The organism is uncultured Desulfovibrio sp. (assembly GCF_944324935.1).
In the GTDB taxonomy this organism is placed as follows: domain Bacteria; phylum Desulfobacterota; class Desulfovibrionia; order Desulfovibrionales; family Desulfovibrionaceae; genus Desulfovibrio.
This window is the reverse complement of sequence record NZ_CALUYG010000026.1, coordinates 25,321-38,988: the sequence shown is the minus strand read 5'-3', so window position 1 is coordinate 38,988 and position 13,668 is coordinate 25,321. Positions and strand designations below refer to the sequence as shown.

Genomic DNA, 13,668 nt, shown 5'->3' with positions numbered 1-13,668 from the left:
TCCAGCCCGCCGCTGGGTAGTGGAGCGGACATTTGCCTGGCTGAAGGGTTTTCGGAGTCTGCACACTCGCTACTGTTATTACCTCGTCAATTTTATGGGACTGCTTTACCTTGCTTTGGCCTGTATTCTTTGGAGAAAACTTATATAGCAATAAATATGCCGGGTGTTCTCTTATGCGGGGAAGTGCTGGAAAAGCGCATTTTTTACCATGAATAAGACGTTTCCCAGGGCGTTTGTGGCGAAGGTATCGAAAAAAACCTCTGAAGGGCTTCTTCTTTTCATACTTCCTGGAATCCTTGCTGATCCAGCGATACATACTTTTGGCGGTAAGAAAAGCCGTCCGCTTTCCCGCGTTCTTATCTTTTGAGGCACGCCAGTCGGCCCGCCTTTGAGCGGCCTGTGCATCATACCTGCCGTTTTTCTTGGCGTTTCGCCGGACTTCCCTTGAAATGGCCGCTGGGCTGTAGTCGAGGAGCTCGGCAATGCTCCTGAGGGATTTTTTCCCCGGAAGCCGCTCCATGATTTCTCTGTGAGTTTTGGTAAGATGTTTTTGCCCCATGACAGTTCCTCGTTGTTGCGGTGTTTGCTTGCAAAACAACTGTCATGGGGCTTTCTTTTTTTGGCAAGCCCCCTGTTAACTTTCAATTTACAATCTGCCGGATATGCCCCCCAGCCCCTGTCACAGCGAACGGCCGCCCGGCCGCTTTCGTGCGGACGGCCACTCTCCTCCTGAGCCGTCACACGACGACAAGGGCCTGTCCGTCACGAACGGAACAGGCCCTTGCAAAAGCGGCTGGTACCGGGCTGTCGGCTTAGAAACCGAAGCGCAGACCGACCATGAATTCGTGGTTGTAGGGACGGACGCCCACTTCGTACTTGCGGCCGTTGGCGTAGCCGCTCACTTCGTTGTAGCCGAAGTCCACATAGCGGTAGCCGGCGTCGATGGTGAAGTTTTCATTGACGTTGTAGGCCACGCCGGCGCCCACGTTCCAGGCGAAGTTGGTGAAGCGGTCGTCCATGGACATGTTGGTGCCGCCGTAGTGCACATCATAGCCGGCGTAGGTGAAGGCAAGACCCAGACCGGCGCCGATCCAGGGGGTGAAGGGGGTATCGTTGTGGATGTCCCAGTACAGGTTGGCAAAGAGCGTGGACTGGTTCCAGGAGCCCTTCACATTACCGAGATTCCCCTCCCACGAGGTCTCGCTGTTGCCGCGCATGGCGAATTCCAGTTCCGCGCGCAGCGGCACCATGTGCATGGGCCAGAAGTCGTAGCCCGCGGCCAGCGCGCCGCCAAGGGTGAACTGCGAGTACTCGTCGATGCCGGAACCGGCAAGACCGGCGCTGCGTTCCGTCGTCCCCGTGTTCTGGATGCTCATCAGGAACTTGGGAGCAAGGTACATGCCTTCCGCTTTGGCCAGGGCGGGCATGGCCAGGACGGCCAGAAGGAACAGGGCAACAAGGGTGCGTTTCATGTTCTTTCCTCCAAAAGGTTTTTCAGATGCACCGAAAGTTAAAGTCTTACTTAAAGTTGCACTCTTGTCAACGGAAATAACGGCGTAGGCGGCCAGCCCCGCGTGACGCGCGCCCCGCTCCTGCGGCTGTGATGCGGTTTGCTGCGGATACGGCATGCTCTCCAGGCATGCCGCTGTCCGGCGTCGCACGCCGTTACAGCATGTTGACCGGATCGAGGTCCAGGAAGGGTCGCAGATGCACGGCCTCCCTGTCCCGGACAAGGGCCGCGAACACCTGCCGGATGCCGCGCCAGTCCGCCCCCTTGAGCAGACAGTGGAAGCGCCGGCGGCCCCGCAGGACGGCGAGCGGCGCGGGCGCCGGCCCCAGCAGGCGTACCCCCTCCCGTCCCGCCGCCTCACGCAGCAGCCTGCCCGCGGCCCCCAGGCGTTCCGGGCCCCTGCCGTCTTCCACGGCATACGAGAGCCGCACCAGCGCCAGCCGCACGAAGGGCGGATAGGCGTATTTGCGGCGACGGGCCAGCTCCTCGGCATAGAAGCCTTCGTAATCTCCCCGCTGCACATACTGCCAGCAGTAATGCCCGGCGTCCCGCGTCTGGATGAGCACCCGGCCCGGCATCTCGCCGCGGCCTGCCCGGCCTGCCGACTGCACCAGCAGCTGGAAGGTCCGCTCCGCGGCCCGGTAGTCCGGCAGGTTCAGGCCCAGATCGCCGTCCGCCACCACCACAAGGGTCACGCCGGGGAAATGGTGTCCCTTGGACAGCATCTGCGTGCCCACGAGCAGCGGCGATTCCCGCCGGGCAAAGGCGGCAAGGATCTCCTCCATATGGCCGGGGCGGCGCGTACTGTCCCTGTCTAGCCGCAGGACGGGCCTGCCGGCCAGCACCGAGAGGCTCTCGGCCAGTTTTTCCGTCCCTTCGCCCAGCGGCAGGAAATTCATGCTCTTGCAGGCAGGACAGGGGGAAGGGAACGGCAGGCTGAAGCCGCAATAATGGCAGACCAGCTTTTCCCGCCCTTTGTGGTAGGCCAGGCCGATCTGGCAATGCGGGCATTTCAGTGTGCTTTTGCAGTCCTGACAGAACATGAGCGGCGCATATCCGCGTCGGTTGAGCAGCACCACCGCCTGTTCCCCGCGCGCCACCACCTCGCGCAGGGCGGCTTCGCTCTGCGGGGCCAGCAGGCCGTTTTCCTGCGGCCGGCAGGAGAGTGGCCCGATGTCCACGAGCTCCACCGGCGGCAGCGGACGGCCCCCCACCCGCTGCGGCAGGCGCAGCATGGCGAGCTTTCCCTGTTCCACGGCATAAAAGGTCTTGATGTCCGGCGTGGCCGAGCCAAGCACCAGCAGGCCCTTGCACTGGCCGACCCGGAACCAGGCCACTTCCTTGGCCTGATAGGGCAGGCCCTCGTCCTGCTTGAAGGACGTGTCGTGCTCCTCATCCAGGATCACGCAGCCCAGATGCGACAGGGGAAGGAAGAGGGCGGAGCGCGTCCCCACCACGAGGCAGGGGCCCTCATGCCGGGCCAGCGCCCGAAAGAGCTCCTCCCTGCGCCGTGGCGTCTGGTAGCCGTGGTAGAGGTAGACCGGCATATGCGGCAGCACCTGGGCGGCGTCGCGCCGCAGCTTGTGGGCCAGCGCCACCTCCGGCGCCAGCAGGAGGACGCTGCGCCCGTGCGTCAGACAATGGCGCGCCAGCTCCAGATAGACGGCCGTCTTGCCGCTGCCGGTCACGCCGTAGAGCAGACGCGTTGCCGGCTGTCCGGCTCCCAGCGCGCCGATCATGTCGGACAGGGCGGCCTGCTGGGCGGCATTGAGTGCGAACGGGGCCGGGGGCGGCGGCAAAAGCGCTTCCTCTTCCCGGTCTTCGTCCGCCGCGTGCACGAGCTCCACCAGCCCGGCGGCCAGCAGGGCCCGCAGGGCCGTGGCGGAACCGGGCAGCGCGCGGGCCAGCTGGCGACGACTCACGTCGCCCCGCTCATGCAGGAGGTCGAGGATGGCGATCTGTCGGGCCGCCGAAGGTCGTACCGGCCACGGCGGATCCGTCAAAAGGCGGAGGCGCTCCTCTTCCGCCGCGTCCTGCCCCGGCGGCAGCAGGCGGGCACGGCCGCAGAGCAGCGCCTCGGCCAGCCGCGCCTGTTCCGCTTCCGGTGCGGCGCAGATGTCATGCAGGCTCCAGGTGCGTCCCGCCGACGCGGTCTCCCCGCCGAGCTCGCGCAGGCGGATACGCGTCAGCCGCAGCCCCTGCGGCAGCACATGCCCGAGCACGCTGCCCATGCCGAGCCCCTGACGGGAGGCCAGATCCCGCGCGAGCGCCAGCAGCTCGCCCGACAGCAGGGGGGCCGTCTCCAGCGGCCAGGCCAGCCGCTTGCAGGCGACGCCCGCCGGCAGCGCCGCCGCCTCTTCCGTCCCCAGCAGCACGCCGGCCCGCAGCGTCCCCCGGCCCAGCGGCACAGCGACGCGCAGGCCCGCCGACCAGAAGTCCGCCGGGAAATACGACGGCAGCTCATAGGTCAGCGTAGCGTAAGGGGGACTGAACAGGGCGATATGCGCGAACATGGTCTCAGGGGCGTGGTGGCATGCTTTCCGGGGAAGGACGGGCGGCGGACGCGGCGGCCTGCCGCACCCGCTTCAGGAAACGAAAAAGGCGGACGCCGTCCTCGCCATTCCGACGGCATCCGCCACAGTCCATCGCAGGGGGCGTTACTGGAACTGGACGAACTTCCTGAGCTGGGCCAGCAGCTCATAGCGCAGGTCTTCGTCCTGCAGGGCGAAATAGATATTGGCGGAGAGGAATTCCGACCAGTCACCCGCATCGAAGCGCATGCCGGCCATGCGCACGGCCATCATGCCGCGCTCCTGGGTCAGCGTCCGCAGGGCGTCGGTGAGCTGAATCTCTCCCCCGTGGCCGGGCTGAACCTTGTCCAGATGGTCGAAGATGTCCGGCGTCAGCACATAGCGGCCCACGATGGCCAGCCGGGAGGGGGCCTCCTCGCGGGCGGGCTTTTCCACCATGTCATGCACGCGATAGACGCCGGGGCTCACCTCCTCGCCCTGGATGATGCCGTAGCGGCTCACCTTTTCCCACGGCACTTCCATGACGCCGATGACCGGCATCTTTTCGGCCAGGGCCACGTCGATGAGCTGCCGGATGCCGGGCACGCCGCTGAACATGAGATCATCCCCCACCATGACGGCAAAGGGCTCGCCGCGCACCAGCTCCCGCGCGCACATGACGGCATGCCCGAGCCCCAGCTGTTTTTTCTGGCGTACGGACATGATGTTGACCATCTCCGCCACCTTGCGGACTTCCGCCAGCTTGTCCAGCTTGCCGGCACGCTCCAGTACGCTTTCCAGTTGCAGATTGTAGTCGAAATGGTCCTCGATGACGTTCTTGTCCCGGTTGGTCACGAAGATCACGTCCTGGATGCTGGCCCGCTGCGCCTCTTCCACCACATACTGGATGACGGGCTTGTTGTAGATGGGCAGCATTTCCTTGGGGATGTTCTTGGTTGCGGGCAAAGAACGCGTCCCCCATCCGGCCACGGGAATGATGACTTTCCGAATCTCCTGCATGCCTTTCTCCCGCCATGTGGCGTCTAGCGCAATTCCCGGTTGACGATCTCCGCCAGCTCGGTGGCGTAGCGGACGACCTTTTCCTCGTCTTCGGCTTCCACCATGACCCGGCACAGGGCCTCCGTGCCGGAGTAGCGCAGCAGCACGCGCCCGCGTCCGGCCAGGGCCCGTTCCACCTCGGCGACAGCCTTGCCGATGGCCGGCCGCTCCTCAAAGGGAAGCTTCTTCTCCACACGTACATTTATAAGTTTTTGCGGGAAAAGTTGCAACTGCCGGGCCAGTTCGGAGAGAGGCTTCTCCTTCTCGCGCATGATGCGCAGGATCTGCAGGGCGGCCAGCAGACCGTCGCCCGTGGTGCTGTACTGCCGGAAGATGAGGTGGCCGGACTGTTCGCCGCCCAGCATGGCGCCCTCGCGACGCATGGCCTCCACCACATAGCGGTCGCCCACCTGCGTGCGCAGCAGGCGGCCGGCGCGCTCCTTCATAAAGATCTCCAGCGCCAGATTGCTCATGGCCGTGGCCACCAGCAGATTGCCCGGCAGTTCGCCGCGCTCCATCATGGCCTGGGCGCAGAGGGCCATGATCTGGTCGCCGTCCAGCACCGCGCCCTGTTCGTCCACCACGATGAGGCGGTCCGCGTCGCCGTCCAGGGCCAGGCCCACATCGGCGCGCACCTCGCGCACCTTGGCCGCCACGTTGTCGGGGTGGAGCGAGCCGCAGTGATCGTTGATGTTCGTGCCGTTGGGGGCCGTCCCCAGCCGGAAGACCTCCGCCCCCAGCTCTTCCAGGGCCAGCGGCGCCACCTTGTAGGCCGCGCCGTTGGCGCAGTCGATGACGATGCGCAGGCCGGCCAGCGTCAGATGCGGCGGGAAGCAACTCTTGGTGTAGACGATGTAGCGCCCGCCGGCGTCCTCGATCTTGCTGGCGCGCCCCACCTTGTCCGAGGCCGGATACGGCCAGCGGAAATCCGGGTCCAGCACCATGCTGGAAATCTCGTTCTCCACTTCATCGGGCAGCTTGAAGCCGTCGGCGTCGAAGAATTTGATGCCGTTGTCCGAATAGGGGTTGTGCGAAGCGGAGATGACCACCCCGAGGTCCGCCCGCATGTTGCGGGTGAGGAAGGAGATGGCCGGCGTCGGCAGCGGCCCTGTCATAATGACGTGCATGCCCGCCGCGCAAAGCCCCGCCGTCAGCGCGGACTCGAACATGTAGCCGGACAGGCGGGTGTCCTTGCCGATGACGACCCTGTGCGCGTGCGGCCCCTTGCGAAAGCGCACCCCGGCCGCCAGCCCGAGCCTCAGGGCCACATCCACGGTCATGGGGGAGATGTTCACCGGGCCACGCATGCCGTCGGTGCCGAAAAGACGTTCAGCCATAGGGTGCTCCTTGCCGCCGTGCCGGAGCGCGGCGGTCATTTTTTGCGGGAAATGGTCACGGGATTGACCGAGGGATTGAGCAGGGTCATGCCTTCAGGCAGACGTATCCGGGGGTCCACCTGCCGGCTCTGGCCCATTTCCATGGGCGGCGGTACCACGATGACCCCGAGTTTACGCAGGTAGCTGGAATTCTTGGCCAGCGCTTCCGGCACTTCCACGAGCAGCTCCAGCGTTTCCGGCTCCACGGCGTAGTGGCTGGCGTTTTGCGCCACCACTTCCACCCTGACCTGGCGCGTCACCACGGTACGTCCGCTGGTTATGGTGTACTGCACCTCCACGCTGGCGGGCATGGCGTTGACCAGGCCGGGCGTGTCCAGCGGCAGGTTCTGCCGGACGGTCGTGCCGGCCGCGTTGGGATCGAGCGTGATGATGAGCGGCACATGGGGCATGTCGGACAGGATGCTTTCCGGCCCGCGCAGCGTCACCGACGCCGGCGAGACGATGACGTTTTCCACCGTCAGTACGCCGCTGCGCAGCGGGGATTCGATCTCCGCCCGCACGGGCACGCTGCGCTCCATCAGGTTGTCCGCCTTGACGACGATGCGCGGCGGCTGCACGTCGATGAGCTCGAAGGCCCTGAGCTGCGGCCCCATGTGCTCGCCGGACAGGGGGACCACCGTCGTCCCCTTCTTGATGCCGGACAGATTGATGGCCTGGGTGAGGGTCTGCTGGGAGATGGCGCGCAGCAGCAGTTCCGGGCCGCGCATGCGTACATGCACCTTGCTGATGAGACCGTCCGTGATCACCAGATTGGGCGGCACGCCGTTGTAGTCGATGCTGACTTCGAGCTGCGCCTCCAGCCTGTCGCGCACGCTGACCACATACCACATGCCCACCGCGGTGACGATGGCGATGGCCAGCGACAGCAGATGCGGCATCTTCTTGGGATTAAAGGACATCATGGAGAACCTGCTTCAATCGGGCGGCATCAAGGCTGCGGATAAGCTCCCCCTTGATGGCCACGGAGATCTCGCCGCGTTCCTCGGAAACGACCACCACCACGGCGTCGCTTTCCGCCGTGGCGCCCAGGGCCGCGCGATGCCGCGTGCCGAAGGACTGCCCGCGCGCCTCGGCCAGCGGCAGGATGCAGGCCGCCGCCCAGATGCGCCCGCGGCTCACCACCACGGCCCCGTCATGCAGCGGAGCCTTGGGATAAAAGATGTTCATCAGCAGCTGGCGCGACAGCCGGGCATCCACGGTCACGCTTTCCCGCTTGACCATGTCGCCCAGCTGCATGCTGCGCTCGAACACGATGAGCGCCCCCACCCGCAGCCGGGCCATCTCCACGCAGGCGGCCACCACCTCGTCCACCAGCCCGGCCTGTGCGCGCTTCTTGCGAAAGAAATGCCGGCTGCCCACCTCGCCCAGCGCCTGCCGGATGTCATTCTGGAAGATGACGACGATGAGGATGAAGAGCGAGCCGAAGATATGCTGCAACAGCCAGGAAAGCGTATACAGCCCCATGCTGCGCGACATGAAATACAGTGCCGTCAGGACGCCCAGACCGGACAGCACGGCCAGCGCGCGCGTGCCGCGCAACAGCTGGATGACCTGATAGAGCAGCACCCCCACGAGGGTGATGTCCAGCGCATCGCGCCAGTCAAAGACGATATGTTCAAAAATCACAGGCGATCCTTGCGCTCAGCGGTTCTTGTCGCGGTACATGGCGGAATCGGCCTGCCGGAGCACGGCATGAAAGCTGTCCTCGCCTTCCGGCCAGAAGGCAAGGCCGCAGGCGAATTCCGTCCGAACCTGCCGGCCCGGGCGGATCTCCAGAGGGACGGCGCATGCCTGCCGGACGGCGGAAAGCGTCTCTTCCACCTGCTGCCGGGACAGGTCCGGCGGAAAGATGAGCACGAATTCATCCCCGCCCATGCGGGCAAAGAGGTGACGCTCGTCCACATGCCGCGTCACCGCGGCCACAAAGGCGCACAGCACCTTGTCGCCGGCCTCGTGCCCGTAAGTATCGTTGACCAGCTTGAACTTGTTCAGATCCATATAGGCCAGGAAGCTTCGCCCGGCAAGAGCACGCAGACGCTTGTCCAGCGCCCGGAAAAGCCCGTGCCGGTTGAGCGCGCCGGTGAGCTGATCATGGTTCAGCAGCAGCTCCAGCACCTGCCGCGTCCTGTGCAGGATGCAGACTTGCCGCACCAGCAGGGCCACCAGCAGACTGCCGAGAAGACAGCCCAGCCCGAAGAGCCAGACGGCGTGATTCTGCCACCAGAGGCCTATGGGCTGGACACGCAGCATCCACCAGACCCCGGCCGTATCGAATGCGTATTCAAGCACGCCATCCGTCGCGGAGATCGCCGCCCTCTTTTCTCCTTCGTCCTGGCCGAATCGCGCCAGCGGCAGTGCCGGCCGCCTGTCCGCCGGGTAGCCCCCCAGGGCGGCGCTGCCGTCATCCCGCACCAGTTGCAGGGTCTTGCCCTGAAACTTGGGCTCATCCAGGCCGGCTTCGTGCAAGATATCCTCGAAATTGATGCAGAAGACCAGGATCCCCCAGAACCTGTTGCGCTTGCCGTCATCCGAAAGATAGACCAGCTTGTAGCCGTAGAGGACGGAACGCCCCGGCGCGACGGGGAAGGGCCCGCTCAGACTGATATCCTTTCCGGCGGCTATCAGGCGTTGCAGGGTGGGGTCCTTGAGAAGATCCAGGCCCATGTACCGCTCCCGCTGCTCAGGCGGCCAGACCTCGCTGACCCTGCCGTCGGGGGTCAGCAGCATGCCGCACACCGTCCCGTCACGGACGAGGAGACGGGCGGCCTCGAAAAAGTGTATCGGCTTGCCGTTGTGCAGCTGCAGGGTCATGGCCAGCGTCTCCAGCTTGTACAGGCGCAGCCAGACGGCCTGATTGAAGGCATTGGCCCGGTCGGCCAGCTGGCTTTCGGCCTCTATGCGCTCCACCCGGCTCACCCGATAGCCGAGCGACTGCGTAGCCACGGCGGACAGCAGCAGACACACCAGCAATGTCCCCCAGAATGGCAGGGAGTATCCCCGGGAAGCGCACACGGCAGTATCCTCAAAAACGGCAAAACGCATACGGCATGACGCCGGCGCGGCGACGGCCCTCAACGGGCATCCAGGGCCGTCAGCAGGCGAAGCGTCCGCCGCGTTGCCGCGACATCGTGCACGCGATGCCAGAAGACGCCCCGCTCCCATAGACGGGCCGTGGCGACCTGGGTGACGGTTCCCCGGTCGGGGGCGGCCAGACCGAACAGCCCCCCGAACAACGATTTCATGGACAAGCCCATCAGCACGGGCCGCCCCAGCTCCAGCCAGTCTTCGGGATGAGCAAGCAGGGCCAGATTGTGCTCGAGCGTCTTGCCGAAACCGATGCCCGGATCCAGCACGATGTGGTCCTCAGGCAGGCCGGCCCGGACAAGGCGCGCCATCTCCCGCTCGAAGAAGTCCCGCACCTCACGGCGCACATCATCGTACCGCGGCGAGCGCTGCATGACCTCCGGCCGGCCCTGACTGTGCATGAGCACATAACCGGGCTTGTGCTCCACCAGCACATCCAGCAGTTCCGGGTCAAAACGGCAGGCGGAGATATCGTTGATGATCTGCACCCCCTGCGCCAGCACGGCGGCCGCGGTGGCGGCGTGATAGGTGTCCACCGACAGGCAGGCCCCCGGCGCTTCGCGCTTCAGCCCGGCCAGCACCGGCAACAGCCGGGCCAGCTCCTCCCCGGCGGACAGGGGCGCCGCGCCGGGACGGGATGACTCCGCCCCCAGATCCAGCACGTCGGCTCCGTCATCCCGCAGCCGCAGGGCATGGGCAAGGCCGGAAACGGCGTCCGCATGACGGCCGCCGTCATAGAAGGAATCCGGCGTCAGGTTGACGATGCCCATGACGCCGAAAGGGGCGGACGCACACAGCGTACGCCCCCCCGCAACAATCCATGGCCCCGCTTTCGTGTTGCCGGCGTCTGGTTCAAGACTATCGGGACGCATCGTGCTTCCTGCTGTCTCCCTCGTTCTCCGCGCTCTCTCCCGCCTTCTCCTTTTCCAGAGACGGCGCGGGAGCGTCAGCCGTCCGCCCATCTTCCGCCGGCTCAAGGGAGAATTCCGACTCCTCCGGGGCGGCGGGGGCCGCCGTGGCCGCCTTTACGGGCTTGCCGTTGGCGTCAAGCGGCTGCAGGGGCTTGTCTTCCATGAGGAGATCCAGCTCCTCGCCGGTGATGGTCTCCCGCTCCAGCAGCGCCCTGGCGATGCGGTGCAGGATATCCAGATTTTCCTGGAGCAGGCTGTGACAGCGGGCGTGCGCCTCCTCGACGATGCGCTTGACTTCCGCATCCACGAGGCGGGCCGTGTCTTCGCTGTAGTTCTTGTTCTGCACCCATTCCCGGCCGATGAAGACTTCTTCGCCGGTCTCGCCGATGGCCAGCGTGCCGATGGCTTCGCTCATGCCCCACTCGCAGACCATCTTTCGGGCCATGCGGGTCACGCGTTCGATGTCGTTGGACGCGCCGGTGGTGATGTCGTCAAAAATGATCTCTTCAGCCACCCGTCCGCCCAGCAGCACTACCAGATTATTCCGCAGATAGGTACGGGAATAGCCGTGGCGGTCCTCTTCCGGCAGCTGCATGGTCACGCCCAGGGCGCGGCCGCGCGGGATGATGGTCACCTTGTGCACGGGATCGGACTTCGGCAGCAGGCGGGCCGCCAGGGCATGCCCGCCCTCATGGTAGGCCGTGATGCGCTTTTCCTCATCGGAAAGGATGAGGCTGCGGCGTTCGCGGCCCATGAGCACCTTGTCCTTGGCGGATTCAAAATCGTGCATGTCCAGCCGGTCCTCATTGAGCTTGGCGGCCTGCAGGGCGGCTTCGTTGACCAGATTTTCCAGATCCGCCCCGGAGAAGCCGGGCGTGCCGCGCGCCAGCACGTCCAGATCCACATCGGGGGCCAGCGGCGTACGCTTGGTATGCACTTCGAGAATGCGCCGCCGCCCGCGCAGATCGGGCGTGGGCACGACCACCTGACGGTCGAAGCGGCCGGGCCGCAGCAGAGCCGGGTCGAGCACATCGGGCCGGTTGGTGGCGGCGATGAGAATGACGCCTTCATTGCTCTCGAAGCCGTCCATCTCCACCAGCAGCTGGTTGAGCGTCTGCTCGCGCTCGTCATGGCCGCCGCCGAGCCCCGCGCCACGCTTGCGGCCCACGGCGTCGATCTCGTCGATAAAGATCAGACAGGGCGCGTTCTTCTTTCCCTGCACGAACAGATCGCGCACGCGCGAAGCCCCCACGCCCACGAACATCTCCACAAAATCCGAACCGGAGATGGAGAAGAAGGGGACCCCCGCCTCCCCCGCCACGGCGCGGGCCAGCAGGGTCTTGCCCGTCCCGGGAGGTCCCACCAGCAGCACCCCCTTGGGGATGCGGCCGCCAAGACGGGTGAATTTCTTGGGATTGGAAAGGAATTCCACCACTTCGGAGAGTTCTTCCTTGGCCTCGTCCACGCCGGCCACGTCATCGAAGGTCACACGCACGCTCTCCTCATTGAGCATGCGCGCCCGGGAGCGACCGAAACTCATGGCCTTGCCGGCCCCCCCGCCCTGCATCTGACGGATGACGAAGATCCATACGCCGATGAGCAGCAGCAGCGGCAGCCAGTTGAGCAGCAGGCTCATGTACCAGGAAGGCTCTTCCGGCGGTTCGGCCTGGACTTCCACCTTCTTGGCCATGAGCTGCGAAACGAGGTTGGGGTCATCAGGGGCGTAGGCCTGCACTTCCCCACCTTTTTCGCTCCCGCGGCCGGTCAGGATATTGCCCTGGATGGTGACGGACTGGATCTGCCCGGCTTCCACCCGGCTCATAAAATCGGAATAACTTATGCGCGTGGCCGTAGATTGCGGCTGCTGAAACATGTTGAAGAGCATCACCATCGCAAGGCCGATGGAGACCCACAGCAACAGGTTACGGCTGACTTGATTCAACTTGCGACCTCCAGATTAAGACGCCCGCTGGGCGATACACGACTCGAAAGACCCTTGTTCGCGGATCGCCGGGGACCCGCGGCATATCACAGGACGGGCGGACGAACGACGGCAATGCCCCGCCGTCCCCGCCCCGACCCGGCAGAAATCGTTTGGAAAGAAACTGCGACAGCGTATCCTGCGGCGCAGGAGGTGTCAAACCCTCCCGCGCGCAGAGACCGCCCAAACGGTAAATCCTTTTCCGGCATTGACAAGAGGCCCCTTGCCTCCGGGCGGCATTTCCCCTACCATAGGCAATGGAGACGTTTCGTCACCGGTGTGGCGCCCGGTCTTCAAAACCGGTGGTGGGCCTGATCGTCCACGGTAGGTTCGACCCCTATGCGTCTCCGCCAGCAGGCATCCGCACGCACCCTTGAAGGAGACTTCAAGGGTGCTTTTGCCCTTTTCGGGCATGCCGTCTCCAACATTCCCGAGGCCGTCCATGAAAATCGTCCTTCTTCTGCTGCTGTTCGTCTGCCTTGCGGGCCTGCTCCTTGCCTGCGACAGGCTCCCGCTGCGCGGTCTGACCGGCGACGAGGAACACCCCGTCCTGCTGTCCCGGGCGCGGCCATCCGTGCTTTTTGCGCCGGCCGCCGGCCTGAGCCCGGAAAGTGCCGGCTGGCGCAGCCTGACCCCCAAAACGCAGGACTCTCTTCTCGGCTCGGCGCGCGTCTGGTTCGTCATCTACGAAAAGACGACCGAGGCCGGACCCGCCCGGCTGGTCACGGCCCTTGCCGAGGCCGAGGACCCGTGGCGCTGGGAGGACGCCCGCCACGCCCCCTTCCCCGTCCTGCGCCAGCTCCAGTATGAGTACAAGGGCGAACAGCTCCACGAGAGCCTCTATGTCATGGAAGCGGAAGACAACCCCTTTTACGGCACGGGCATGAACGAACCCTGCCTTGTCTACCGGGCCAAGTTCCTGCTCGCCTTTCGGCAGATGCAAGTCCTTATGGAATACTACGAGCCCGTGGACGGCGACATCGCCCGTGATGCCGCCCACGACGAGGCCCGCCTCAACGCCCTGCGCGACCGGGGCCGCAAAGCCTGCCTGCTCGCCTTCCCCGACAAGGCGGAACAGGAACGCCTCAAAAAGAATTTCCGCAAGATGGATCCCGCGGACAGAGACATCTCCCGCAACCGCCTCTCCCGCTGGGTGGGCGACATGGAACGCAACGCCCACAACTAGGGCCTGCCAACACTATTTGCGGTTTGTCTG

Annotated in this window: 11 protein-coding genes and 1 tRNA gene; 3 read left to right on the top strand and 9 right to left on the bottom strand. The window is 65.0% G+C overall.

The window, feature by feature from the left end; translation table 11 throughout:
- The first annotated feature begins 19 nt into the window (after positions 1–19).
- On the top strand, positions 20–148 hold the full coding sequence (locus Q0J54_RS12205; RefSeq protein WP_367172232.1) for a hypothetical protein: 129 nt from the start codon (positions 20–22) through the stop codon (positions 146–148).
- Positions 149–812: 664 nt separating this feature from the next.
- Here Q0J54_RS12205 and Q0J54_RS07625 read toward each other — a convergent pair.
- From Q0J54_RS07625 to ftsH, 9 genes are all read right to left on the bottom strand, one after another.
- Positions 813–1,472, bottom strand: a complete 660-nt coding sequence (locus tag Q0J54_RS07625; RefSeq protein WP_296304866.1) for an outer membrane beta-barrel protein — start codon at positions 1,470–1,472, stop codon at positions 813–815.
- Between the two features lie 193 nt (positions 1,473–1,665).
- Positions 1,666–4,023, bottom strand: a complete 2,358-nt coding sequence (gene priA, locus Q0J54_RS07620) for a primosomal protein N' (protein ID WP_296304865.1) — start codon at positions 4,021–4,023, stop codon at positions 1,666–1,668.
- 144 nt (positions 4,024–4,167) lie between these two features.
- A complete protein-coding gene (gene galU, locus Q0J54_RS07615) occupies positions 4,168–5,040 on the bottom strand; it encodes a UTP--glucose-1-phosphate uridylyltransferase GalU (RefSeq protein WP_296304864.1) in 873 nt (290 codons plus the stop codon).
- A 23-nt stretch (positions 5,041–5,063) separates the two neighbouring features.
- Complete coding sequence (glmM, locus tag Q0J54_RS07610; RefSeq protein WP_296304863.1) at positions 5,064–6,416, bottom strand: phosphoglucosamine mutase; 1,353 nt, start codon at positions 6,414–6,416, stop codon at positions 5,064–5,066.
- A 35-nt stretch (positions 6,417–6,451) separates the two neighbouring features.
- The gene (locus Q0J54_RS07605; protein ID WP_296304862.1) at positions 6,452–7,378 is read right to left on the bottom strand and encodes a CdaR family protein; all 927 of its coding nucleotides are present in this window, start codon (positions 7,376–7,378) and stop codon (positions 6,452–6,454) included.
- Positions 7,365–8,099, bottom strand: a complete 735-nt coding sequence (cdaA, locus tag Q0J54_RS07600; protein WP_296304871.1) for a diadenylate cyclase CdaA — start codon at positions 8,097–8,099, stop codon at positions 7,365–7,367. The genes Q0J54_RS07605 and cdaA overlap by 14 nt, the downstream gene beginning before the upstream one ends.
- 18 nt (positions 8,100–8,117) lie before the next feature.
- Complete coding sequence (locus Q0J54_RS07595) at positions 8,118–9,488, bottom strand: diguanylate cyclase (RefSeq protein WP_296304861.1); 1,371 nt, start codon at positions 9,486–9,488, stop codon at positions 8,118–8,120.
- Between the two features lie 59 nt (positions 9,489–9,547).
- Positions 9,548–10,330 (bottom strand): dihydropteroate synthase, encoded by a 783-nt coding sequence (gene folP / locus Q0J54_RS07590; RefSeq protein ID WP_296304860.1) that lies wholly within the window; start codon positions 10,328–10,330, stop codon positions 9,548–9,550.
- Between the two features lie 88 nt (positions 10,331–10,418).
- The gene (gene ftsH / locus Q0J54_RS07585) at positions 10,419–12,413 is read right to left on the bottom strand and encodes an ATP-dependent zinc metalloprotease FtsH (RefSeq protein WP_296304859.1); all 1,995 of its coding nucleotides are present in this window, start codon (positions 12,411–12,413) and stop codon (positions 10,419–10,421) included.
- Positions 12,414–12,711: 298 nt separating this feature from the next.
- On the opposite strand from ftsH, the gene Q0J54_RS07580 reads away from it, so the two are divergent.
- A tRNA-Sec gene (locus Q0J54_RS07580) sits at positions 12,712–12,805 on the top strand.
- 89 nt (positions 12,806–12,894) lie between these two features.
- Positions 12,895–13,638 (top strand): DUF4851 domain-containing protein, encoded by a 744-nt coding sequence (locus Q0J54_RS07575; RefSeq protein WP_296304858.1) that lies wholly within the window; start codon positions 12,895–12,897, stop codon positions 13,636–13,638.
- Positions 13,639–13,668: the final 30 nt, after the last annotated feature.

Bases quoted from the DNA above. Each gene is read 5' to 3' on its own strand.
- Q0J54_RS07625 (WP_296304866.1), bottom strand. From the start codon at position 1,472: ATGAAACGCACCCTTGTTGCCCTGTTCCTTCTGGCCGTCCTGGCCATG.
- priA (WP_296304865.1), bottom strand. From the start codon at position 4,023: ATGTTCGCGCATATCGCCCTGTTCAGTCCCCCTTACGCTACGCTGACC.
- galU (WP_296304864.1), bottom strand. From the start codon at position 5,040: ATGCAGGAGATTCGGAAAGTCATCATTCCCGTGGCCGGATGGGGGACG.
- glmM (WP_296304863.1), bottom strand. From the start codon at position 6,416: ATGGCTGAACGTCTTTTCGGCACCGACGGCATGCGTGGCCCGGTGAAC.
- Q0J54_RS07605 (WP_296304862.1), bottom strand. From the start codon at position 7,378: ATGATGTCCTTTAATCCCAAGAAGATGCCGCATCTGCTGTCGCTGGCC.
- folP (WP_296304860.1), bottom strand. From the start codon at position 10,330: ATGGGCATCGTCAACCTGACGCCGGATTCCTTCTATGACGGCGGCCGT.
- Q0J54_RS07575 (WP_296304858.1), top strand. From the start codon at position 12,895: ATGAAAATCGTCCTTCTTCTGCTGCTGTTCGTCTGCCTTGCGGGCCTG.